This window comes from Microbacterium sp. gxy059, from assembly GCF_050958665.1.
GTDB lineage: Bacteria > Actinomycetota > Actinomycetes > Actinomycetales > Microbacteriaceae > Microbacterium.
Map to the genome: position 1 here is coordinate 20,265 of NZ_JAMXWT010000003.1, position 22,836 is coordinate 43,100.

Sequence of the window (22,836 nt, forward strand, 5' to 3'; positions counted from 1 at the left end):
CGCCGTTCGAGGAGTCCCATGAGTCTGCTGTTCGCCCCGCTGTCCCTCCGCGACGTCACCCTGCGCAATCGCCTGTGGGTGTCTCCGATGTGCATGTACAGCGCACGGGACGGGATCGTGACCGACTGGCATCACGTGCATCTCGCGCAGTTCGCGTCCGGCGGCGCGGGGCTCGTCGTCGCGGAGGCGACCGCCGTCGTCCCCGAGGGGCGCATCTCGCCCGAGGACGCGGGCCTCTGGAACGACGCCCAGCGCGACGCGTGGCGCCCGGTCGTCGCGGCGATCCACGACCGAGGGGCGCACGCCGGCGTGCAGCTCGCCCACGCCGGCCGCAAGGCGTCGACGTTCGCCCCCTTCGCCGCGGGCCGCGGATCGGTGCCGCCCGCCGACGGCGGCTGGGTCGCCGAGGCCCCGTCGGCGATCGCCTACGCGGGCCTCGCCGAGCCGGCGGAGATGTCGGAGCGGCGCATCGCCGATGTCGTGAGCGCGTTCGCCTCCGCCGCCCGTCGCGCCGTCGACGCCGGCTTCGATGTGCTCGAGATCCACGCGGCGCACGGCTACCTGCTGCACGAGTTCCTGTCGCCGCTGACGAACGCGCGCTCCGACCGGTACGGCGGGTCGCTCGAGAACCGGGCGCGCCTGACGCTCGACGTGATCGCGGCGGTGCGGGCGGAGGTCGGGCAGGGCGTGCCGATCCTCGTGCGCTTCTCGGGGCGCGACGCAGCGCCCGGCGGCCTCGAGATCGACGACGTCGCGCGGGTCGCGGCGTGGGCCCGCGAGGACGGCGCTGACCTGTTCGACATCTCGTCGGCCGGCCTCGTCCCCGAGCAGGAGGTCGACGTGCACCCCGGCTACCAGGTGCCGCTCGCGTCCCGCGTCCGCGCGCGGGCGGGCGCCCCGACCGCGGCGGTCGGGATCATCACCTCGGGCGCCCAGGCCGAGCGGATCCTCGCGGACGGCGACGCCGACGCGATCTTCGCGGGACGCGAGTGGCTGCGCGACCCGCACTTCGGCCTCCGCGCCGCGACGGAGCTCGGCGAGGATCCGGCCCGCCTCTGGCCCCCGCAGTACATCCGCGCCCACCGCGCCTGAACCCGGAAGAGCCCGTGCGGCCACGAGATCTCGTGGCTGCACGGGCTCTTCTCGCGCCGGGCCTGCCACGCCGGTCAGCGGCGGCGGGAGCGCTCCGTGGCGTCGTGCACCTCGCCGATGAGCTCCTCGATGATGTCCTCGAGGAAGAGCACCGCGACGCGGCGGCCCTCCGCATCGCAGACGATCGCGAGGTGACGGCCCTCGCGGCGCATGAGCGCCAGGGCGTCCTCGAGCTCGGTCGTCTCGAGCACCGGCACCATGCGGTGGATCCGCTTCGCCGGGATCGGCTGCGCGTAGTGCTCGTCGTCGCCGTCGATCGCGCGCAGCACGTCCTTCAGGTGCACGTAGCCGACCGGCTCGCCCTCGTCGTCGACGATGATGTAGCGCGAGTAGCCGTGCTTCGCCACCGCCCGCTCGATCTCGGCGGGCGTCGCATCCTCGGGCAGCGTCACGAGTCCCTCGAGCGGCACGGCCGCATCGAGCGCCGTCTTGTCGGTGAACTCCACGGCCGCCGCGACGGTGCCCGCCGTGTCGTCCAGCACGCCCTCGCGGCGCGACTGGCTGACGATCGTGGCGACCTCCTCGAGCGTGAACGTCGAGGCCGCCTCGCTCTTCGGCTCGACCCCGAACAGGCGCAGGGCGCCGTTCGCGATGCCGTTGAGCGCCCAGATGACGGGATGGAACAGCTTCGAGATCCACACGAGCGGCGGCGCGAGGACGAGCACCGCCCTGTCGGGGATCGAGAACGCGAGGTTCTTCGCCACCATCTCGCCGAAGACGACGTGCAGGTACGACACGAAGATCAGGGCGATGACGAAGGCGATCGTGTCGATGACCGCCTCGGGCAGCCCCGTGAGACCCAGCGGCGCCATCAGGAGGTGGTGCAGCGCGGGCTCAGACACGTTGAGGATCAGCAGCGAGCAGATGGTGATGCCGAGCTGGCTCGTCGCGAGCATCGCCGTGGCGTGCTCCATCGCGAACAGCGCGGTCTTCGCCGCACGCGAGCCCTTCTCGGCGCGCGGCTCGATCTGCGAGCGCCGCGCGGAGATCACGGCGAACTCCGCGCCGACGAAGAAGGCGTTGCCGAGCAGCAGCACGACCAGCCACGCGAGTCCGGCCCAGTCGCTCATCGGGTCGCCTCCTCGGCTCCGGCGGCTTCCGTCTCCGCGCCCTCCGGCAGCGGATCCGGGATGAACCGCACGCGGTCGACGCGGCGGCCGTCCATGCGGGCGACGACGAGGGATCCGTCGTCGACGCGCACGCTGTCCCCCGCGGCGGGGACGCGCTCCAGGCGGCTCATGAGGAACCCGCCGACGGTGTCGTAGTCGTCGCCCTCCGGCACCTCGATGCCGACGCGCTCGCGCACCTCGTCGGGGCGGAGCTGGCCGGGGAAGGTGACGGAGTCGAGGTGCCGCACGACGCCCGCGAGGCGCCGGTCGTGCTCGTCGGCGACCTCGCCGACGATCTCCTCGACGAGGTCCTCGAGGGTGACGACCCCCGCCGTGCCGCCGTACTCGTCGACGACGACGGCCATCTGATAGCCGCGCGTGCGCAGCTCGGCGAGCAGCTGGTCGAGGTGCACCGTCTCCGGCACGCGCAGCGGCTCGGTCTGCAGGGCGCCGACCGGCACCTCGTCGCGCTTCTCGGCCGGGACGCTCACCGCGGCCTTGACGTGCACGATGCCGACGATGTCGTCGAGGTCGTCGTCGTAGACGGGGAAGCGGCTGTGCCCGGTGCGCCGCGCGAGGCGCACGACGTCGTTGGCGGAGTCGCCCACGGCGATCGCGTGCATGCGGGGCCTGGGCGTCATCACGTCGTCGGCCGTGTGGTCGGCGAAGCGCAGCGAGCGGTCGAGCAGGGTCGCCGTGTCCTTCTCGAGGACGCCCGCCATCGCGGATCGGCGCACGAGGCTCGAGAGCTCCTCCGCGCTCCGCGCGCCGGAGAGCTCCTCCTGCGGCTCGATGCCCATGGCCCGCAGCACGGCGTTGGCGCTGCCGTTGAGGCCGGACACCGCGGGGCGGAACACCGCGGTGAAGGCGATCTGCAGCGGAGCGACCACCTTCGCGGTGGCGAGCGGCAGGGAGAGGGCGAAGTTCTTGGGGATCAGCTCGCCGAGGATCATCGACAGGATCGTCGCGATCACCATCGACACGACGGTCGCGACGATCGAGACGACGCCGTCGGCGAGGCCCCACCCGGTGAGGATCGGCGACAGCATCCGCGACATCGCGGGCTCCATCGTGTAGCCCGTGAGGAGCGTCGTGAGGGTGATCCCGAGCTGCGCGCTCGAGAGGTGGGTCGACGTGTGCCGCAGCGCGCGGATCGTGAGCGCCAGACGCGTCTCGCCGCGAGCCTGCCTGGCCTCGAGGTCGGCGCGGTCGAGATTGACGAGCGCGAACTCGCTCGCGACGAAGATCCCGGTTCCGAAGATGAGGATGAGTCCCACGCCCAGGAGGATCCAGTCGGTCATGACCGACTCCCTCCGATCCTGCTGGAGAGGGGCCCGCGGAGCGGGCCGGGATGTCGAACGGGCGAGGGGCTGCTACTAGGAGGGTCGTCCATGATGCGCCCATCATATTCGGTGCTGCGCGCGTGCGCGCCCGCGAGGCGCTCGCACTCGGCGAACGCACGGGGAGCGCGGCCCGTCCCGGTGCGTCGGCCCTGCGACGTGAGATAACCTTGACCACTGTGTATGCGCGTGTGGATCGCATGGCGCAGCGAACATCATTTCATCGATGAAAGTGGGCGATCTGGCCGTGTCGAGTCAGGTGACGGGTGTCGGAGCATCGAGCGACGGGGAGTTCGGGTCCAACCAGTGGCTCGTCGATGAGCTCTTCCAGCAGTACCGGGTGGACAAGAACTCGGTCGACAGGGAGTGGTGGCCCGTGATGGAGCAGTACGCCGCGCAGAACGACAGCGCACCGGCCGCGCCCCGCCGGACGGCGGCCCCGCAGGAGCAGCAGGCGGCTCCCGCGCAGCAGACGCCGGCTCCGCAGGCCGCCCCCGCCACGCAGCAGACGGCCCCCGCGCAGCAGACCCCCGCGAACGGCACGAAGCCGGTCGCGAAGACCACGGCGAAGCCCGCCGCGCCCGCGCCGATCCCCGCGGAGCCCGACGCGAGGGCGCAGAAGCCGCAGGCCGAGAAGGCGGAGCCCGCCGAAGACAAGGTCACGGTCCTCAAGGGCATGCCGAAGACGCTGGCCAAGAACATGGACCAGTCGATCTCCGTGCCGACGGCGACGAGCGTGCGCACGATCCCGGCGAAGCTGATGATCGACAACCGCATCGTCATCAACAACCACATGGCCCGCTCGCGCGGCGGCAAGGTGTCGTTCACGCACCTCATCGGGTGGGCGCTCATCCAGGCGCTCAAGGTGTTCCCGAGCCAGAACGTCTTCTACGCCGAGGTCGACGGCAAGCCCAGCGTCGTCGCGCCGGCCCACATCAACCTCGGCATCGCGATCGACCTGCCCAAGCCCGACGGCACGCGCGCCCTCCTGGTCCCGAGCATCAAGGAGGCCGAGACCCTCACGTTCCGCGAGTACCTGACCGCGTACGAGGATCTCGTCAAGCGCGCCCGGGCGAACAAGCTCACGGCGACCGACTTCGCCGGCACGACGATCTCGCTCACGAACCCGGGCGGCATCGGCACCGTGCACTCGGTCCCCCGGCTCATGCAGGGCCAGGGCGCGATCATCGGCGCCGGCGCCCTCGCCTACCCGGCCGAGTTCCAGGGCGCGAGCCAGAAGACGCTCAACGAGCTCGCGATCGGCAAGACGATCACGCTCACGAGCACCTACGACCACCGCGTCATCCAGGGCGCCGGATCCGGCGAGTTCCTGAAGATCGTGCACGAGCTGCTCACGGGCGGCCACGAGTTCTACGAGAAGATCTTCGCGGCGCTGCGCATCCCGTACGCGCCCATCCGCTGGAACACCGACGTCTCGGTCGACATCGCGGAGCGCATCGACAAGACCGCCCGCGTGCAGGAGCTCATCAACGCCTACCGCGTGCGCGGCCACCTGATGGCCGACATCGATCCGCTCGCCTACACGCAGCGCGAGCACCACGACCTCGAGATCGAGTCGCACGGGCTGTCGTTCTGGGATCTCGAGCGCGAGTTCGTCACGAACGGCTTCGGCGGCAAGCGCCAGGCGAAGCTGCGCGACATCCTCGGCGTGCTGCGCGACACCTACTGCCGCACGACCGGCATCGAGTACATGCACATCGCCGACCACGAGCAGCGCGAGTGGTTCCAGGAGAAGCTCGAGCGCCCGTACGAGAAGCTCGACCACGACGAGCAGCTGCGCGTGCTCGGCAAGCTCAACCAGGCCGAGGCGTTCGAGACGTTCCTGCAGACGAAGTACGTCGGGCAGAAGCGCTTCTCGCTCGAGGGCGGCGAGTCGCTCATCCCGCTGCTCGACCGCATCATCGACGGCGCGTCGGCGGCCGACCTCGACGGCGCGGCGATCGCCATGGCGCACCGCGGCCGCCTCAACGTGCTCACCAACATCGCCGGCAAGAGCTACGCCGAGGTGTTCAGCGAGTTCGAGGGCGCCCTCCCCGGCAACAAGCGCGGCTCGGGCGACGTGAAGTACCACATCGGCGCCGAAGGCACCTTCCGCGGCAGCGACGGCAACGAGATCGACATCCTCCTCGCCGCCAACCCGTCGCACCTCGAGACCGTCGACGCCGTGCTCGAGGGCATCGTCCGCGCGAAGCAGGACCGATACCCCCGCGGCACGTTCTCGTGGCTGCCGATCCTCGTCCACGGCGACGCGGCCTTCGCCGGCCAGGGCGTCGTCGTCGAGACCCTGCAGATGTCGCAGCTGCGCGCCTACCGCACGGGCGGCACGGTGCACATCGTCGTCAACAACCAGGTGGGTTTCACGACCCTCCCCCAGGACTCCCGCTCCTCGCACTACGCGACCGACGTCGCCAAGACGATCGGCGCCCCCGTGCTGCACGTCAACGGCGACGACCCCGAGGCCGTCGTGCGCGCCGCGGAGCTCGCCTTCGAGTACCGCCAGCGCTTCCACGCCGACATCGTCATCGACCTCGTCTGCTACCGCCGCCGCGGACACAACGAGGGCGACGACCCCTCGATGACGCAGCCGCTGATGTACGGCCTCATCGAGGCGAAGCGCTCGGTGCGGCGTCTCTACACCGAGTCGCTCGTGGGACGCGGCGACATCACCGAGGAGGAGTACGAGGCGGCGAAGGCCGACTTCCAGAACCGCCTCGAGGTGGCGTTCGCCGAGACGCACGCCGCCGAGACCGGCGCGATCCCCGTCGTGACGTCCGAGTCGCTCCAGCCCGAGCTCGAGGGGACCCCCGAGACGACCGCCGTGTCGGCCGACGTCATCGCGGCGATCGGCGAGGCGCACGAGAACAAGCCCGAGGGCTTCACCGTGCACGCGAAGCTGCAGCAGCTCATCGAGAAGCGCGCGCAGATGAGCCGCGAGGGCGGCGTCGACTGGGGCTACGGCGAGCTGCTCGCGTTCGGCTCCCTGCTGCTCGAGGGCACCCCGGTGCGCCTCGTCGGCCAGGACTCGCGCCGCGGCACCTTCGTGCAGCGTCACGCGGTGTTCCACGACCGCGTGAACGGCCAGGAGTGGCTGCCGCTGTCGAACCTGTCGGAGAACCAGGGGCGCTTCAGCGTCTACGACTCGCTGCTCAGCGAGTACGCGGCGCTCGGCTTCGAGTACGGCTACTCGGTCGAGGACGACAAGGCGCTCGTGCTCTGGGAGGCGCAGTTCGGCGACTTCGTCAACGGCGCCCAGTCGATCATCGACGAGTTCATCTCGGCCGCCGAGCAGAAGTGGGGCCAGGAGTCGGGCGTCGTGCTCCTCCTCCCCCACGGCTACGAGGGCCAGGGCCCCGACCACTCGTCCGCGCGCATCGAGCGGTTCCTGCAGCTGTGCGCGCAGGACAACATGACGGTCGCGCGCCCCTCCAGCCCGGCGTCGTACTTCCACCTGCTGCGCCGGCACGCGTACTCGCGCCCGCGCCGCCCGCTCATCGTCTTCACGCCGAAGGCCATGCTGCGTCTGCGCGGCGCGACGAGCGGCGTCGAGGACTTCACGACGGGCGGCTTCTCGCCGGTGGTGGACGACGACCGCGGCATCGACCGCAGCCAGGTCGCCCGCGTTCTCGTGCACTCGGGCAAGGTCCACTGGGATCTGCGCTCCGAGCTGCAGAAGAAGCCGGACGACGGCATCGCGCTCGTGCGCATCGAGCAGCTGTACCCGGAGCCGGCCGATGAGCTGCGCGAGGTGCTCAACCGCTACCCGAACGCCGAGGTCGTGTGGGTGCAGGACGAGCCCGAGAACCAGGGCGCGTGGCCGTTCGTGCAGCAGTGGCTGCAGGGGCCGGTCGGCCGTCCGTTCCGCGTCGTGTCGCGTCCGCCGGCCGCGGCGCCGTCGACGGGCTCCTCGAAGGTGCACGCCGTCGAGCAGGCCGACCTGCTGAAGCGCGCGCTCACCCGCTGATCCGGGACACGACGAAGCGGCCGGCCCCGGAGGGGGCCGGCCGCTTCGTCGTGTGGCGCGTCAGTACCAGATCGGCAGGTGCGGAGCCCGCGCCGTGCGGAGCGCCGACGACAGCTCGGCGATCTTCGCGGGATCCCCGGAGACCCGGCCGGCGTCGGCGAGCGTCTCGAGGGTCGCGCCGCCGAGGTACGCCGCGGCGAGTGCGCCCACGTCGAGCGTCACGTCCGCGCGGGCGTCCTCGTCGAGCTCGGCGATCTCGAGCCCGGCGCCGCCCAGCTTCGCGACCGTCCAGGATCCGTCCGCGATGCCGAGCGGATCCGTGACCCGCAGCCGCAGCCCCAGGGCACCGTTCAGCGACCGCGCCCTGAGCGCCGCGGGGACGTCGAGGATGCGCAGCCAGCCGTGGTCGATGACCCGTTGCCGGATCGCCCGGGAGTCGGCGACGAGCCACGGCAGCGGATCGTCGACGGGGCGCCGGGAGGCCGTCACGGTGGTGACGAGGTCGTAGGTGAGCGCGAAGCGCCAGAGCGCCGCCAGGGCGTCGGGGGTCGCCGCGATGAGCAGGTCGACGGACAGGGAGTTGACGGCGAACTCGTCGCCCTCCTTCACGACGAACGCCATCGCACCGACGAGCTCGCCGTCGGCGTCGAGCGCCCGGACCCCGCGGATGTCGCGCGGCTTCTCCGCATCGGCCGTGAGGCCCGCCTGTTGGCGCCAGCGGTGCTCCCAGCCGGAGATGTTGCCGGCGCGCACGCCGTGCACGCGCTCGTGCAGGACCCCGAGGTCCTCGGCGAGCTGCTCGCGCTCGACGAACAGGAGGCGCGCCTCGGGACGCGCGGCCGACCAGCCGGCGCGGCGCGTGTCGATCGTCATGGTCGACGTCGGGACGGCGGGCGCGAACCCGTATCGCCCGTAGATGGTGGTCTCCGACACCGTGAGCCCCGCGAACGGCAGCCCGGCGCCCGCCGCCGCGCGCAGCTCGCCCTCGAGCATCGCTCGCGCGATGCCGCGGCGACGGTGCGTCGCGGCGACGGTCACCTCGCTGATGGCCCACATGGGCGCGGCGCCGCCCGGCACCGAGAGGCTCGTGATCCACGACATCTCGGTGCTGACGGGGTACGGCTGGGCCGCCTCGGGGTCGTACACGCCGATGAGGCGGTTCTCGGCATAGAGCGACGCGTCGGCGTCGACGACCTTCTGCTCGGGCTCCGGCCCGAGGAAGCCGCGGTGCACGGCGCGCACGAAGTCGGGGATGTCATCCCCCGACACCACGCGGTAGTCGAGGCCGCGGCGTGCGAGCGAATCGCGGGAGGTCGGGTCGGCGGGAACGGTCTTCACATCGATGGACGTCACTCGTCCAGCCTAGGAACCCCCGTGCCCGCCGCGGAACCCCGACATCGATCAGTGCGGCTCGGCCTGCACCCCGCGGAGCTTGGCGAGCACCTGCTCGCGCACGTCTCCGGGAGCCTTCTCGTCGGCGCAGGCCCGCTGGATCGCCAGGGTCAGCGTACGGGCGACGGTCGCCTCGTCCTGGCACTCCGGGCAGCTCTCGATGTGCTCCCGGATCTCCTGGTGCGCGGTCTCGCAGCAGGCGAGCTCCCCTCGCACGAAGGCCTCGAGGTCCGCGCGCACCTTGTCGCAGCCGCAGTCGCTCATCTCTTCGCTCCCGTCTCGGCGGCCACGATCCCTCGTTCGGCCGCATATCCCCCGAGCTTCTCCCGCAGGAGCCGTCGGCCACGGTGCAGACGGCTCATCACGGTTCCGATGGGGGTCTTCATGATGTCCGCGATCTCCTGATACGCGAATCCCTCGACGTCGGCGAGGTACACCGCGATGCGGAAGTCGTCGGGGATCTCCTGCAGCGCGTCCTTCACCGCCGATGCCGGCATGTGGTCGATCGCCTCGGCCTCCGCCGAGCGGTGGCTCGTCGCGGTCGTCGACTCGGCGCCGCCGAGCTGCCAGTCCTCGAGCTCGTCGATCGCGCCCTGATACGGCTCCCGCTGCCGCTTGCGGTACCCGTTGATGTAGGTGTTCGTGAGGATGCGATACAGCCACGCCTTGAGGTTGGTGCCCTGCCGGAACGTGTGCCACGACGAGAACGCCCGCACGAACGTGTCCTGCACGAGGTCGGCCGCATCCTGCGGGTCGCGGGTCATGCGCATCGCGGCACCGTAGAGCTGGTCCATGAACGGCAGCGCCTGCTCCTCGAACTGCGCCCGAGGGTCGGCGGGCTCTGCGGTCTGCACGGGGTCGTCCATCACCGGCCAGCCTACGCCTGCCGGATCATCCGACAGGGGCGGGGCGTCCAGGGCGCACACGGCGTTCGGCATCCGTCACCTGCTCTCGTTCGCACGTGCTGCGCGGGATCCGCGCGGCAGGCGGGCGGATCCCCGCCTGCCTATATGGTGGAACCGATGACTGCGCGCGGGTATTCCTCTTCGTCCCCTGCCCCTCAGGAAGCTCCCCGGGGCCGGTACGACGCGCCCGTCGCGAGCGGCCCGCTCGCCGCGGCCATCAGCGTCCCCGGATCCAAGTCGCTCACGAACCGCGAGCTGATCCTCGCCGCGCTCGCCGACGGACCGAGCCTCATCGAGCATCCCCTGCACTCGCAGGACTCCTACCGGATGGGCGACGCCCTGCGCACCCTCGGCGTCGAGGTGAACCGGGTCGACGGGTCGAGCGCGTTCGGGCAGGACGTCGAGATCGTCCCGCCCCGGCGCCTGCGCGGAGGCGGCGTCGTCGACAGCGGCCAGGCGGGCACCGTGATGCGGTTCGTCGCCCCGCTGCTGGGCCTCGCCGACGGCGAGGTGCGGATGACGGCCGACGAGAACGCGCTGCACCGCCCCATGAGCACCATGATCAAGGCGCTGCGCGACCTCGGCGTCGACATCGACGACGGCGGATCCTGGAGCCTCCCGTTCACGGTGCACGGGCGCGGGCAGATCCGCGGCGGGGAGCTCGAGATCGACGCGTCGGCGTCGAGCCAGTTCGTGTCGGGGCTGCTGCTGGCCGCGCCCCGGTTCGACGTGGGCCTCCACCTCAAGCACACGGGGCCCACGCTGCCGAGCCTGCCGCACATCGAGATGACGGTCGACGCGCTCGCGCACCGGGGCGTGCACGTCGAGCGTCCCTCGGATCGCGAGTGGATCGTCCCCGCGACGACGCCGCGCGGCAAGGCGATCCGCATCGAGCCCGACCTGTCGAACGCCGCGCCGTTCCTCGCCGCCGCGATGGTGGCGGGCGGATCCGTCACGATCCCGTCGTGGCCGGCCCGCTCGACCCAGCCGGGAGCGCAGCTCACCGAGATCCTGTCGCTCCTCGGGGCGCGCGTGACGCGCCGAGGCGGCGCCGTCACGGTGACGGGCGGCGACACGATCCACGGCGTCGCGCTCGATCTGTCCGCGGTGAGCGAGCTGACGCCGACGCTCGTCGGCGTCGCGCTGTTCGCCGACTCGCCCTCGACGTTCACGGGCATTGGCCACATCCGTCGGCACGAGACCGATCGCATCGCCGCCCTCGTGAACGACATCCGCGCGCTGGGCGGAGAGGCCGAGGAGCTGCCGGACGGCATCCGCGTCGTTCCCCGCCCCCTCTCCGCCGGCGAGTGGAAGGCGCACCACGACCACCGCATCGCGACGACGGGCGCCCTCGTCGGCCTGCGCGTACCCGGCGTGGTGATCGACGAGATCGGCACGACCGCGAAGACCATGCCGCAGTTCGCGTGGCTCTGGCAGCGCATGCTCGACGAGGCGTGATCCAGGCGGGGCGGCGCGGATGAGCTGGCTGAGCGACCTCGACGACGAGGACGAGTTCGACGACCTGTTCGACGAGTCGGATGTGCGGGTGCGCCCGAATCCGAAGGCGAACCGGCCGCGCACGAAAAGGCGCCCGGCGCACGAGGACGCCGTCATCGGCCGGGTGCTGGGCGTCGACCGCGGCCGCTACCGCGTGCTGATCGGCGAGGACGGTCCCGACGAGCACGAGGTCACGGCGGCCCGCGCCCGCGAGCTGCGGCGCACGCCGATCGTCACGGGCGACCGCGCCCGCGTCGTAGGCGACGTCTCGGGCGACGAGGGCACGCTCGGGCGCATCGTCGGCCTCGAGGAGCGCACGAGCCTGCTGCGGCGCTCGGCCGACGACACCGATCAGGTGGAGCGCGTCATCGTCGCCAACGCCGACCAGATGCTGCTCGTCGTCGCGGCCGCCGATCCGCCGCCGCGGCCGCGTCTCGTGGACCGGTACCTCGTCGCGGCGCTCGACGCGGGGATCCGCCCGCTCATGGTCGTCACGAAGACCGACCTGGCCGATCCCGAGGAGTTCCTCGCGCACGTCGACGGCCTCGACGATCTGCGGGTCTTCCGGTCGGCGTTCGGCGCTATGCCGATCGACGAGATCGGCGAGGCGCTCGTGGGGCATTCGACGGTGTTCGTCGGCCATTCGGGCGTCGGCAAGTCGACGCTCGTGAACGCGCTCGTGCCCGACGCGGACCGCGCGACGGGTCACGTCAACGAGGTCACGGGGCGCGGCAGGCACACCTCGTCGTCGACGGTGTCGCTGCGCTGCCGCCGGGGAGGCCGGTCGGGCTGGGTCATCGACACCCCCGGGGTGCGCTCGTTCGGGCTCGGCCACGTGGATCCGGCGAACGTGCTGTCCGCGTATCCCGATCTCGACGACGTCGCCCGGGAGTGCCCGCGCGGCTGCACCCACCTCGAGGACGCCCCGGACTGCGCGCTCGACGACGCGGCGCGCGAGGGGCGGATCCTGCCGTCGCGTCTCGACTCGCTGCGCCGCCTGCTGGAGACGTTCGCCGCGCGCGAGGAGTGGTGACGGCGCTCTCCCCCGCTCGCCTGCGGCGCTGAGGGATGACGATGGGGCCGCTCCGGAGAGCGACCCCATCGCCCGGTCGGCGTGCGCGGGTCAGGCGGTGCGTCGGCGGGCGCCGAGCCAGGCCGCCGCTCCCCCGAGCATCAGCAGGGCCGCGAAGCCGAGCGGCGCCGCGGGGGACCCGCCGGTCGGGGCGAGATCCGCGCCGTCCTCGCGCGCGTCGTGGCCCGATCCGCCGGCGTCCTCCTGGGAGCCGTCACCGGCCTCGCCCTGCTCCTCGCCGCCGGCATCGGAGCTCTCGCCGCTCTCGGCGGCGTCGCCCGCGCCCTCCGTTCCTTCGCCGGAGTCCTCGCCCGTCTCGTCCGAGCCCTCCCCGGCGTCGTCGGCGGCTTCGCCTGCGTCGTCGGCGGCCTCGCCCGACTCGCCCGCGTCATCCGCTGCCTCGCCGGGACCCTCGCCCTCCTCGCCGTCATCCGCGGCGACGATCTCGATGCGGTCCCAGCCGATGAGCGTCTCGTCCGACGCCCATACGGCGACCTCGTGCTCTCCCGGCTCGGTGTCGGCGGGGATGGTCGCCGTCGTGCGGCCGTCCGCCCCGACCGTCTGCGTCCCGAGCGAGACGGGATCGCTGAACAGCCAGACGCCCACCTCGTCGAGGGGCTCGGCGCCCGTGACGGCGATCGAGATCTCGTCTCCCGGCTCCGCCGAGGCGGGGACCGCGATGGCCCCGTCGAGGGCCGGATCGAGGTCGTCCTCGCTCGGCGGCTCGCCGGGGATCGTGCCGGGCGCCGGCGCGTCCTCCGTGACCGAGAAGACGACGGACGCCTCGCCCTCCTCCGCCGTGAGGACCGCCTCGTGCTCGCCGGCGCCGAGCGCGTCGCTCGCGAAGGCGAAGGAGACGGCCCCATCGGCGTCGGCGCTCTGCGAGCCGACCTCGTCGCCTGAGACCGACAGCGACACCTCCGAGTCGGGAGCGAACCCCTCGCCCGAGATCGTCACGCCGCTGTCCGCGAGCTCCGATTCCGTGAGCTCCGCGGGCGAGACGGTCGCCGTCGGCTCGTAGACCGGATCGGGATCGGGCGCCTCGCCGTCGAGCGACGCCGTCCATTCGAACTCGCTCCCGACGCAGGGGAGGACGGGGAGATCCATCGACACGACGCCGGTGCCGCTCGCCGTGCCGTCGGCGTTCACGACGCCCGACAGCTCGTACTCGCTGCTGGCCGAGGCGGTGTCGGTCTCCACCACCCATTCGGCGGCGAACGGCTCGCCCGCCCGGACGTCGATCGGCGGGTTCGCGCCGGGCCAGATCACCACGAGCGTCGAGGGGATCATCGAGTAGACGGTGCAGGTGCTGACGGTCGAGAACTCCGTGAGAGCCCCCCGCTCGTCGATGACGAACTCGACCGCGTCGCCCGCGCTCGTCTCGCCCGCATAAGGACCCGCCGGGGGCGAGGACGCGGCTGCGGCCGGCGTGAGGGCCGACGCGGCGAGCGCCGCTCCCATCGCGAGGCCTGCGCCGGTCATGGCGATGCGTCGCACGGCGCGGGGGCCCTCTCCGAGGGAGGCGCTCCGGAGGCGCGGCGCCTCGCCGATCTGCGCCGTCGGCTGGAGGGGGATCGATAGGCTGATCGCATGACTGCGACGCGTCTCGACCCCGGCACCCTCGCGCCCGATTTCACGCTGCTCGACCAGGACGGGCGGAGCGTCTCGCTCTCCGACTTCCGCGGACGGAAGGTCGTCATCTTCTTCTATCCCGCCGCGATGACGCCGGGCTGCACGACCGAGGCGTGCGACTTCCGCGACTCGGAGGCCTCCCTGAAGGGCGCCGGCTACGAGGTGCTCGGCATCTCGCGCGACGAGCCCGCGAAGCTCAAGCAGTTCGCGGAGCGCGACGGGCTCGCCTATCCGCTGCTGAGCGACCCCGACCGCGCCCTGCACCTCGCGTACGGGGTGTGGGGCGAGAAGAAGAACTACGGCAAGGTCATCGAGGGCGTCATCCGCTCGACGTTCGTCGTGGACGAGCAGGGCGACATCGCCCTCGCGAAGTACAACGTGAAGGCCACGGGCCACGTCGCGCGCATCCGCAAGGAGCTCGGCCTCGACTGACGCGAGCGCCGCGCGAGGGGAGGACGATCCGGCCCGAATCGCCCTCCCCTCGCTCGTTCCCCGTCGTCTCGAGAGGCGCTCAGCGCTCGCGCGGCAGGCGGGCGTCGACGGGGGTCGTGCGGGAGAGGATCCCTGGCAGGCCGCCGCGAGCGGGCACCGCGAGCATGAGGACGAGGCAGACGAGCGCGAACAGACCGGTCCAGGCGCCCCACGCGCTGAGCAGCTGCCATCCGCCGATGCCGCCGGCGAAGCGCAGAACGCGCCCGAGGAGACCCGCCGATCGCCCGTCCTCGCGCACGAAGCGCACGGCCGTCGCCATGTCGCCCGGCGTGCGTCCCGTGACGAGCACCATCAGGCCGATGACCACGACGGGAGCCCAGACGCCCGGAGCCGTGACGGCGGCGTCCTCCGACAGCGCCTCCGGCGGCACACCGCGCACGGAGACCGCGACGAAGGTGCTCGCCGCCGCCGCGACCGTGCCGAGGAAGGCCCCGACGAGCGCGTCGCTGATCATCCCGATGAGACGCCGACCGCGCGTGACCGGCCCCGGCTCGGGCGGAGCGACGGCCCGCGCCCGGTCACGGCGGAAGGGCGTCGAGAGCAGCCCTCCGAGGAAGGCTCCCGCGGTGTTCATGATCAGGTCGTCGACGTCGAAGAGCCGGAAGGCGCAGGGATAGACGCCCCACACCCCCGTGAGCTGCGTCGTCTCGATCAGCAGCGAGACCGCGAAGCCCACCGCCGTGATGACGATGATGCCCCTCCCCCACAGCGCGCGGAGGAAGAACCCGAGGGGCAGGAACAGCACCACGTTGAGCGCCGCCTGCATGACGGCGGGATTGTGGTACAGGCTCGCGAGCGAACTCACCCCGCCCTCGCTCGCGATGTCGGAGACGAAGCGCCCCGGCACCGTCTGCACGCCGACGCACTGCACGTCGCCCGAGGACGGCAGTGGCAGCAGCGTGTACGTCCACAGCGCCATGGCGTACACGAGGAAGCCCGTCCACAGCAGGAGCTGCATCGGCGAGAGGCGCCCGTCGCGCCGATAGCGCACGGCGACGAACGGCACGAACAGGACCGCCGACAGCGCGAAGCCGATCGCGAAGGCGACGAGCGCCTGCATGAGGGTGTACGACATGCTCACGACGCTAGAGGAGGCCGCCTGAGCTTCCGCTCGCGAGCGGGGAGGGGCCGGAGGGATCGCGGGCGCACCGGGAGCGGGGCTCAGAGCTCGCGGCGCGGGAGGACGATGGGGGCGCCCGTGCCCGGGTCGGGGATCACGCGCACCGGGGTGCCGTACACCTCCTCGATGCGCTCCGCCGTGAGGACCTCCGCGGGGGCGGCGCGGGCGACGAGGCGCCCGCCCGCCAGCACGGCGATCTCATCGGTGTAGGCCGCCGCGAGCGACAGGTCGTGCAGCACCACCACGACGGCGCGTCCCTCCGCCGCGAGGCGCCTGGCGATGCGCAGCACCTGCTCCTGGTGCCGCAGGTCGAGGGCGGCGGTCGGCTCGTCGAGCAGCACGATCTGCGTCTCCTGGGCGAGCACGCGGGCCAGCGACACCCGTGCCTTCTCCCCGCCCGAGAGCGTCGGGAACATCCGCCCCGCGAGATGCGCGACATCGGTCGCCGCGATCGCGTCGTCGATCGCACGCGGGTCGTCGTCGGCGCGCTCCGTGCCGATCCAGGGAGCGCGTCCCATCTCGACCACCTGCTGGGCGGTGAACGAGAACGCGACCTGGTTCGCCTGGAGCAGCACGGCGCGGCGCCGGGCGAGCTCGCGCGGATGCCAGAGCGGGAGCGGCCTCCCGTCCAGCGCCACGTCTCCGGACGTCGGCGCCACGTCTCCCGCGAGGAGGCCGAGCAGCGTCGACTTGCCCGCCCCGTTGGGCCCGACGAGCGCCAGCACCTCGCCGCCGCGCACCTCGAGGTCGATGTCGTCGAGGATCGTCGCGCGTCCCGCGCGGTACCCCGCGCCCGACGCGACGAGCGCCGCCTGCCGCTCGCTCATGCCCATCCCCCCGATCGCCGCCGGTTGCGGCTGATCAGCCAGTAGAAGAACGGCCCGCCCACGAGCGAGGTCAGCATGCCGATCGGCATGTCGGCCGCCGGAACGAGCGTGCGCGCGAGCAGGTCCGCCCACACGAGCAGCGTCGCACCGCCGAGGGCCGACGCGATCAGCAGCGTCCGGTGCGAGGGCCCGAGGAGCATCCGCACGAGATGCGGCACGACGAGCCCGACGAAGGCGATGATGCCGACGAACGCCACGCCGACGCCCGTCATGAGGGCCACGAGCACGACCGACAGGATCCTGAGGCGCTCCACCTTCACGCCGAGATGGGCGGCCGTGCGGTCGCCGAGCGCCAGGAGATCGTACTGACGCGCGAGGACGACGGCGATCGCGGTCGCGGCGATGCCGACGACGGCGACCACGAGCACCTCGTCCCAGCGGGATCCGTTCATCGATCCCAGCTGCCAGAACACGATCTGCTCCCGGCTCTGCGTGTCGCCCAGGAACATCAGGAGCGCGAGGCCCGCTCCGCCGAAGGCGTTGACCGCGATGCCGGTGAGGAGCAGCGTCACGATCTCCGTGCGCCCCTGCGCCCGGGCCGTCGCGTACACGACGAGCGTCGCCGCCAGGCTCCCGAGGAACGCGAAGGCCGCGATGCTCCAGCCGCCGAACGCCGAGAGGCCGAACGTGATCGCCGCCGCGGCGCCGAGCGCGGCGCCGGACGAGACGCCCACGACGCCCGGCTCGGCGAGCGGGTTGCCGAACACCGCCTGCATCACGCCTCCCGCGACGGCGAGCGTCGCGCCGACGAGCAGCGACATGGCGACGCGCGGGAAGCGGATCTGCCTCAGCGTCTGCTCGATGAGGCGGTCGTCTGGCGCGGCGCCGTTGTCGATCCCGATCGCCCTGGCGAGGGATCCGACGACCTGCGCGGGCCCGATGGGGAGCTGCCCGAGGCTCGCGGAGAGCACAACTCCCGAGACGAGCAGCGCCGCCGCGGCCGCGATCATCAGCGTCCGGCGGCGGGGCGAGGATCGTCTCGCTGCGTGGCCCCCGGCGTCTGCCGCGACCGTCATCGCTCGCCGTCGGCGGGCTCGGGCGCGTAGACGGCGCGCGCGAGCGCGTCGAGCACGTCGGCCGCTCGCGGGCCGAAGGAGAGCACCGCGCCGTCGTCCATGTCGACGATGCGCCGGTGCTCGCCCGCGGCCGTGAGGGCGATCGCGGGCTTCTCCGCGAGCAGCCCGTCGACGCCGCCGACCGACTCGATGCCCCCGGTCATCGTGAGGATGAGGTCGGGGTTCGCGGCGACGAGCGCCTCGTCGGTCATGGGGCGCATCCCCTCCCAGCCGAGCTCGCCCGCGACGTCCACGCCGCCGAGCGCGTCGATGAGCTCGTCGGCCCCCGACTCCTCGCCGAACATGTAGTAGACGCCCGCGCTGCCGCGCAGGTAGAGGAAGAGCATCCGCACCCGGTCGGATTCACCGTCGGGGGCGATCTCCTCCACCTCGGCGATCGTGCGCTCGACGTCCTCGCCGATCCGCTGCGCGAGGCTCTCCCCGGCCTCGTCGGCGCCGTACACGGCGGCGACCTGGCGCACGAGATCCTGCGCGCCATCGAACGAGGGGTCGCTCTCCACGAACACCACGGTGATGCCGACGTCGCGCAGCTGCTCGACGACGTCGCGGGGGCCGACGGTGCCGTCGGTGATGACGACGTCCGGATCGAGGCCGATGATCGCCTCGGCGTTGATCGTGTGCCCGCCCGAGGTGACGGTCTCGATGTCCTCCGTGCCGGGGAAGGTCGTCGACTGGTCGACGCCGACGAGGGTGTCGCCGAGCCCCAGCGCCCACACGCTCGCCGCGATGGACCCCGCGAGGTCGACCGCGACGACGCGGTCGGCGGCCGCGACCTCGATCTGCTCCTCGGATCCGTCCTGGCGGTGCGACGTCACGGTGGTCGGCAGCGAGGTGGCGGGATCCTCCGCGGCCGGCGCGATCTCGGCGTCCGAGAGCAGCGCGGTCGACGGCCCCTCGTAGGCGCGCGGATCCTCGAGCGCGTCGACCTCGCCAAGCGCCGGTCGGGATCCGCCGCTCGCCGCCGCCTGGCCCTGGCCGGACGCGCCGCAGCCGGCGAGCAGGACGAGCCCTGCGACGAGTCCCGCGACGACGCTCGCCGTGCGGCGCCTCACGATGCGTCCTCTGCCGCCGGATCGGCGGACGTCGTCGCATCGGACCCCGCAGGGGCGGCGGCCGTCTTCGAGCGGCGCCCGCCGATGAGCAGGCCGAGCGTGAGCCCGATGACGAGCAGCGCCGCCCCGCCGACGGCGATCGGCAGCCACGGCACGTCGCTGCCCGCGGGCGCCGTCTCGGCGGGGGGCTGCGCGGCCGCGGGCGCGGGCTCGTCGGTCGCGGGCGGCTGCTCCTCGGCGGGCAGTGTGGGCGCGGCGTCCGCGTCGCAGCCGTCGACCTCCAGCGCGAGGGCGAGGGGGTCGAGGTCGACGCCCGCCTCGTAGAAGCCCGCGAACGCGCCTGCGCCCGAGTTGGTGAGCGTCACGGGCTGCGCGTCGAGCGCGATCTCGCCGTCCGACGCGGCGGGCGGCGCGTCGAGGGCGATCTCGCCGACCCACTCCTGCTGCGCGTCGAGGGCGACCTCGCCCTCCATGTCGTTGCTGCGCGCGTCGAGGAGGAGCGCGGCGGCCCCGTCGTCCTCGAACTCGATCGTCGGGTTCGCGAGGGTGAGGTCGAGCACGCCGTCGTGTCCCGTGAAGTGCAGGGTGCCCGTGAACGAGACGACGCCCGTGCCGGTCTCGGGGTCGAGGCTCCCCGTCGCGTCGCTCCAGCGGAACTCCGGCGTCTCGTACTCGGCTCCGTCCGAGGTCTCCCAGGATCCGTGGGCGATCGATCCGCTGATGTACGAGCGGAAGCTCTCCTTGACGCCCCAGGTGAGCGTGCCCCCGGTGATCTCGCAGGCGGACGACTCGGCGGGCGCGGCCGCGGCCGGCGCGGCGACGAGCGCCGCCGCGAGGGAGGCGACGGCGGCGACGCCGGCGCGGGAGACGAAGCGGGGGTTCACTTGCGGGGGTCCTTCTCTCTGTGGGGTTCGTGGGGCGCGTGGCGGCTAGCGGGCGCGCTGGCGCACGGCGAGCGCGGAGGTGCAGCCGGCGATCGCGACGAGGCTCGCCGCGATCACCCACCACTCCCACAGCGCCATCCCTCCGGCGGGCGTCAGCGGGGGCGCCGCGACGGGGGCCGCGCCGGGAGCGGAGGCAACCGGGGCGGACGCGATCTCCGCGGACGCGGTCTCGTCGGCCCGCTCGAGGATGTCGATCTCGGCGCCGGCGTCGGCGCTGCCCTGGAGGGTGAGCACGTGCGCTCCCGTGCCGTCGTCCGGCAGCGTTCCCGACCAGCGCACGCGGCCGTCCTCGTCGGCCGTCGCGCCGTCGTCGAGCACGATCGGCCCGGCGTCGGATCCGGTCTCGTAGAGCACGACGAGGATGCCGCGGTCGTCCGCCTCGAAGCCCGTCGCCTGCACCTGGATGCGGCCGCCCTCGCGGATGCGGTCGGCGGGGGTGAGCACGTCGAGGCCGGAGGTCGCAGGCGGGGTCGCGGCGGCTTCGTACTCCTCTCCGTCGTCCTCGCCGTCTGAGGTGTCCCCGAAGGTCTCGTCGCTCGGGGAGCCGACCGTGAAGGCGAGGTCGTCGAAGCCCACGCTGTTGGAGCTGCCCCCGCCGGGGCCGCCCGTGAGGGATCCTCCGACGCGCACCCCCGACCACGTCACGGAGCCGTCGTCGCCCTTCGTCTTCGTCGCGCCCGAGAGGTCGAGCGGGTAGGAGGCGGCGCCGAAGCTCGCGGTGTTGCCCGTGCGCAGCGTCGCGGAATCGGGCCCGTCGATGGTGATCTGCGGGTTCGCGACGGAGAACATCGTCATGCCGTAGCCGCGGAAGCTCACGACGCCCGAGTAGGCGACCGTTCCGGTCTGCGTCTCGGGATCCCAGGCGCCGCCCGACGCCTGCGGGAACCGGTAGCCGCTGCCGACGCCGCTCGTCGAGATGGATCCGTTCGCGCAGTGGCTGTAGCCGAAGCGCTCCTTGCCGTCGCAGGTCGTGTACGCGACGAACGCGCTCGAGATGGGCCACCGCAGGGATCCTGCGGCGGATCCGTCCGACGCGGGCGTGGCGGCGGGGGCCGGATCGCCCGAGGACGCGCCCTTCCCGCCCGGCTTCCCCGCGTGGCGGGGCGGCTCGGAGGTCGCGACGTCGCTCGCCTCGCCGATCGCGAAGCTGATCGGGTCGAGCTCGGTGCCCGGGCCGTAGAAGGTCGTGTCCTCGTAGGAGAAGAACACCGTCCCGGCCTTCGTGAGCGTCGTGCGGGCGCCGCGCACGCTCAGCCCGTCGCCGTCCGTGCGCTCCGTGACGCCTGCGGCGAGGTCGATCGCGGCGAACGCGATCGTCTTGCCGCGGAACGGCGCCTCGAGCACCGCCCTGGTGTCGCTCATCACGCGGATCCGGGGGTTCGCGATCGTGTGGTCCAGCGCGCCGTCGTGCCCGAAGAAGGTGACCTGCCCGGCGTACTGGGCGACGCCCGTGCGGCCGTTCCATGTCGTGCCGTCCGATGCCTGCGGGTAGGTGAAGACGCCGTTGCCCGACGCCTGCGTCGCGCCCTTCGCGGCCGTGATCCTCCCCTTCGCGATGCCGCCGACGACGTAGTCGCGGAAGCTCTGCTTGACGCCCCACCGGATGCTGCCCTCGGCGCCGGATCCGCCGCCGGAGCCCGACGAGGCGACCACGGAGACCGTCACCGGATCCGAGACCGACGGCGCGTAGGCGTCGTCCGCGGGCGCGAAGCGGGCCGTGAGGGCGTGCTCGCCCGCGGACAGGGACGTGGTCGTGACGCTCGCGCGCCCGTCGCGGGTCGGGATCTCGCGCCCGATCCGGGAATCGCCGTTCCAGAAGCTGACGACGCCCGCGACGGCCGGCTCGGCCTTCGCGCTGAGGGTGATCTCGTCGCCCGCGGACGCCGTCGTTTGAGAGGTCGCGAGCGCGATCGACGTGCGCTCCTGAGGATCGGGCTGCTCGGCCGGCGCGCCGATGCTGAAGACGACGTCGTCGACGGGCGCGCCGGGCTGGAAGTCCTCGTTCATGCGCGAGTAGATGTCGGCGCCGTCCTCGGTGAACACGCCCTTCGCCCTGACCTGCCCGTCGTCGAGGTCTCCCGCCTCGAAGGAGAGGTCGACGATCTCGATGCGCTCGCCCGTGTACTCCGGCGCGTACTCGGTGAGCGGCTGGACGACCTCCGCCGACAGCACGCCGCTCGTCGGGGAGGTGAGCTCCACTCGCAGGTCGCTGAGGGTCTGGTTGAGGGCCCACTCGTGGCCGCCGTGCCCGGGGTGCCCGCGCGCGATGATCCCGCCCTCGTACTGGATGGCTCCGGTTCCGGCCTCGAGGTCGAGGTCGTCGTCTCCCGTGCCGTTCACCCAGGTGACGGTCTGATCGGCCCGCAGGACCGCGGGGTCGACCGCGAGGATCTCGCCCCGCGCGATGCGGCCCGTGATGTAGCTGCGCCAGCGCTCGCTGATGCCCCAGGTGAGGGTGCCCTCGTCCGTCCCCGGCCCCTCGGGTGTCGCGTCCTCTCCCGCGTCGTCGGCGCCGTCGTCAGCGGAGCCGCCGTCCTCCGCGGCGTCCTCGGAGCCGGGGGCGTCGTCAGCGGGATCCTCGGAGGCGGATCCGTCGTCGGTCGCGCCGTCGTCGGACGCTCCGTTCTCGGCGGCCCCGTCCTCGTCCGGGGATCCGTCGCCGTCCTCGACCGCGTCCTCGCCGCCCTGCTCGTCGTCGCTCGGGAACAGCGCCGCCCAGTCGATGTCCGCATCGGCGCGGGCGTAGAGATTGGTCTCGGACGGGAAGGAGCGCGACGGCCAGGAGATGACCTCGTACGCGGTACCCTCCGCCAGCTCGTCGGCGGGAACCGAGAGGGTGTCGCTGAGCGTGCCGTCGGGCTCGACCGACGCCGAGATCGCGGTGTCGGTGTCGCTGACCTCGGAGAGGTCCGCGTCCTTCTCGATCAGGGTGAAGTAGACGTGCGGCTCGGTCTGTCCGGGGAGCGCCTTGACGTCGTCGAACCCGGAGCCGTCGATCGCGAGGTCGACGCGCTCGTGCGGCACCTCGTGGGCCTCCACCGTGAAGACGGGGGTCGGCGCGGCGACCGCCGCGGAAACGGCCGCGAGCGGGGTGCCGGCGGCGATCACCCCCGCGGTCGCGAGGGCGAGCGTGCGGCGGATCGACGCGGTGCGTGCCACGGGGGATCACTTCCCAGCTGTTCGG

General features: G+C 72.7%; 17 protein-coding genes. 5 read left to right on the forward strand and 12 right to left on the reverse strand.

The genetic code is table 11. The features are described from left to right. Nucleotides 1-18: 18 nt before the first annotated feature. Nucleotides 19-1,092 (forward strand): NADH:flavin oxidoreductase/NADH oxidase, encoded by a 1,074-nt coding sequence (locus NHL53_RS03050; RefSeq protein WP_433775027.1) that lies wholly within the window; start codon nt 19-21, stop codon nt 1,090-1,092. 74 nt (nt 1,093-1,166) lie between these two features. Here the strand turns inward: NHL53_RS03050 and NHL53_RS03055 are convergent, their stop codons facing one another. Together NHL53_RS03055 and NHL53_RS03060 are read right to left on the reverse strand one after the other, a co-directional pair. Then, the gene (locus NHL53_RS03055; RefSeq protein WP_433775029.1) at nt 1,167-2,222 is read right to left on the reverse strand and encodes a hemolysin family protein; all 1,056 of its coding nucleotides are present in this window, start codon (nt 2,220-2,222) and stop codon (nt 1,167-1,169) included. Next, complete coding sequence (locus NHL53_RS03060; RefSeq protein WP_433775031.1) at nt 2,219-3,562, reverse strand: hemolysin family protein; 1,344 nt, start codon at nt 3,560-3,562, stop codon at nt 2,219-2,221. Before NHL53_RS03060 ends, NHL53_RS03055 begins: the two co-directional genes overlap by 4 nt. Before the next feature lie 286 nt (nt 3,563-3,848). Between NHL53_RS03060 and NHL53_RS03065 the strand changes: the two genes are divergently transcribed. After that, nucleotides 3,849-7,583, forward strand: a complete 3,735-nt coding sequence (locus NHL53_RS03065; protein ID WP_433775313.1) for a multifunctional oxoglutarate decarboxylase/oxoglutarate dehydrogenase thiamine pyrophosphate-binding subunit/dihydrolipoyllysine-residue succinyltransferase subunit — start codon at nt 3,849-3,851, stop codon at nt 7,581-7,583. 60 nt (nt 7,584-7,643) lie between these two features. Here NHL53_RS03065 and NHL53_RS03070 read toward each other — a convergent pair whose 3' ends face one another. The 3 genes from NHL53_RS03070 to NHL53_RS03080 are packed head-to-tail and all read right to left on the reverse strand — an operon-like array spanning nt 7,644 to nt 9,913. Then, nucleotides 7,644-8,936: a GNAT family N-acetyltransferase gene (locus tag NHL53_RS03070; protein ID WP_433775033.1), complete on the reverse strand. Its 1,293-nt coding sequence runs from the start codon at nt 8,934-8,936 to the stop codon at nt 7,644-7,646. 48 nt (nt 8,937-8,984) lie between these two features. After that, entirely contained in the window at nt 8,985-9,239 is a 255-nt protein-coding gene (locus NHL53_RS03075) for an anti-sigma factor family protein (RefSeq protein WP_433775036.1), read from the reverse strand. Then, nucleotides 9,236-9,913, reverse strand: coding sequence for a sigma-70 family RNA polymerase sigma factor (locus tag NHL53_RS03080; protein WP_433775037.1), 678 nt, complete (start codon nt 9,911-9,913; stop codon nt 9,236-9,238). The genes NHL53_RS03075 and NHL53_RS03080 overlap by 4 nt, the downstream gene beginning before the upstream one ends. A gap of 84 nt (nt 9,914-9,997) precedes the next feature. Between NHL53_RS03080 and aroA the strand changes: the two genes are divergently transcribed. Together aroA and rsgA are read left to right on the forward strand one after the other, a co-directional pair. Continuing rightward, on the forward strand, nt 9,998-11,338 hold the full coding sequence (gene aroA, locus NHL53_RS03085) for a 3-phosphoshikimate 1-carboxyvinyltransferase (RefSeq protein WP_433775039.1): 1,341 nt from the start codon (nt 9,998-10,000) through the stop codon (nt 11,336-11,338). A gap of 19 nt (nt 11,339-11,357) precedes the next feature. Further along, nucleotides 11,358-12,410, forward strand: coding sequence for a ribosome small subunit-dependent GTPase A (rsgA, locus tag NHL53_RS03090; RefSeq protein ID WP_433775041.1), 1,053 nt, complete (start codon nt 11,358-11,360; stop codon nt 12,408-12,410). Between the two features lie 90 nt (nt 12,411-12,500). Here the strand turns inward: rsgA and NHL53_RS03095 are convergent, their stop codons facing one another. Continuing rightward, entirely contained in the window at nt 12,501-13,931 is a 1,431-nt protein-coding gene (locus tag NHL53_RS03095; RefSeq protein WP_433775043.1) for a hypothetical protein, read from the reverse strand. Between the two features lie 108 nt (nt 13,932-14,039). Here NHL53_RS03095 and bcp point away from each other — a divergent pair, with 108 nt between their 5' ends. Then, nucleotides 14,040-14,513, forward strand: coding sequence for a thioredoxin-dependent thiol peroxidase (bcp, locus tag NHL53_RS03100; protein WP_433775045.1), 474 nt, complete (start codon nt 14,040-14,042; stop codon nt 14,511-14,513). Nucleotides 14,514-14,592: 79 nt separating this feature from the next. Here the strand turns inward: bcp and NHL53_RS03105 are convergent, their stop codons facing one another. The 6 genes from NHL53_RS03105 to NHL53_RS03130 all read right to left on the reverse strand — a co-directional run bounded on the left by NHL53_RS03105 (nt 14,593) and on the right by NHL53_RS03130 (nt 22,811). Then, nucleotides 14,593-15,648: a VanZ family protein gene (locus NHL53_RS03105; protein WP_433775046.1), complete on the reverse strand. Its 1,056-nt coding sequence runs from the start codon at nt 15,646-15,648 to the stop codon at nt 14,593-14,595. A gap of 86 nt (nt 15,649-15,734) precedes the next feature. Continuing rightward, on the reverse strand, nt 15,735-16,520 hold the full coding sequence (locus NHL53_RS03110) for a heme ABC transporter ATP-binding protein (protein WP_433775048.1): 786 nt from the start codon (nt 16,518-16,520) through the stop codon (nt 15,735-15,737). Continuing rightward, the gene (locus NHL53_RS03115) at nt 16,517-17,530 is read right to left on the reverse strand and encodes a FecCD family ABC transporter permease (protein ID WP_433775050.1); all 1,014 of its coding nucleotides are present in this window, start codon (nt 17,528-17,530) and stop codon (nt 16,517-16,519) included. The genes NHL53_RS03110 and NHL53_RS03115 overlap by 4 nt, the downstream gene beginning before the upstream one ends. Nucleotides 17,531-17,592: 62 nt before the next feature. Then, nucleotides 17,593-18,708, reverse strand: coding sequence for a heme/hemin ABC transporter substrate-binding protein (locus NHL53_RS03120; RefSeq protein WP_433775052.1), 1,116 nt, complete (start codon nt 18,706-18,708; stop codon nt 17,593-17,595). After that, a complete protein-coding gene (locus NHL53_RS03125) occupies nt 18,705-19,592 on the reverse strand; it encodes an HtaA domain-containing protein (protein WP_433775054.1) in 888 nt (295 codons plus the stop codon). The genes NHL53_RS03120 and NHL53_RS03125 overlap by 4 nt, the downstream gene beginning before the upstream one ends. A 45-nt stretch (nt 19,593-19,637) precedes the next feature. After that, nucleotides 19,638-22,811 carry an HtaA domain-containing protein gene (locus tag NHL53_RS03130; protein WP_433775056.1) on the reverse strand — a complete coding sequence of 1,058 codons (3,174 nt, stop codon included), beginning with the start codon at nt 22,809-22,811 and terminating at the stop codon, nt 19,638-19,640. Between the last annotated feature and the right edge of the window lie 25 nt (nt 22,812-22,836).

Bases quoted from the DNA above. Each gene is read 5' to 3' on its own strand.
- rsgA (WP_433775041.1), top strand. From the start codon at position 11,358: ATGAGCTGGCTGAGCGACCTCGACGACGAGGACGAGTTCGACGACCTG.
- NHL53_RS03115 (WP_433775050.1), bottom strand. From the start codon at position 17,530: ATGATCGCGGCCGCGGCGGCGCTGCTCGTCTCGGGAGTTGTGCTCTCC.
- bcp (WP_433775045.1), top strand. From the start codon at position 14,040: ATGACTGCGACGCGTCTCGACCCCGGCACCCTCGCGCCCGATTTCACG.
- aroA (WP_433775039.1), top strand. From the start codon at position 9,998: ATGACTGCGCGCGGGTATTCCTCTTCGTCCCCTGCCCCTCAGGAAGCT.
- NHL53_RS03110 (WP_433775048.1), bottom strand. From the start codon at position 16,520: ATGAGCGAGCGGCAGGCGGCGCTCGTCGCGTCGGGCGCGGGGTACCGC.
- NHL53_RS03105 (WP_433775046.1), bottom strand. From the start codon at position 15,648: ATGTCGTACACCCTCATGCAGGCGCTCGTCGCCTTCGCGATCGGCTTC.
- NHL53_RS03095 (WP_433775043.1), bottom strand. From the start codon at position 13,931: ATGACCGGCGCAGGCCTCGCGATGGGAGCGGCGCTCGCCGCGTCGGCC.
- NHL53_RS03075 (WP_433775036.1), bottom strand. From the start codon at position 9,239: ATGAGCGACTGCGGCTGCGACAAGGTGCGCGCGGACCTCGAGGCCTTC.
- NHL53_RS03060 (WP_433775031.1), bottom strand. From the start codon at position 3,562: ATGACCGACTGGATCCTCCTGGGCGTGGGACTCATCCTCATCTTCGGA.
- NHL53_RS03080 (WP_433775037.1), bottom strand. From the start codon at position 9,913: ATGCCGAACGCCGTGTGCGCCCTGGACGCCCCGCCCCTGTCGGATGAT.
- NHL53_RS03050 (WP_433775027.1), top strand. From the start codon at position 19: ATGAGTCTGCTGTTCGCCCCGCTGTCCCTCCGCGACGTCACCCTGCGC.
- NHL53_RS03055 (WP_433775029.1), bottom strand. From the start codon at position 2,222: ATGAGCGACTGGGCCGGACTCGCGTGGCTGGTCGTGCTGCTGCTCGGC.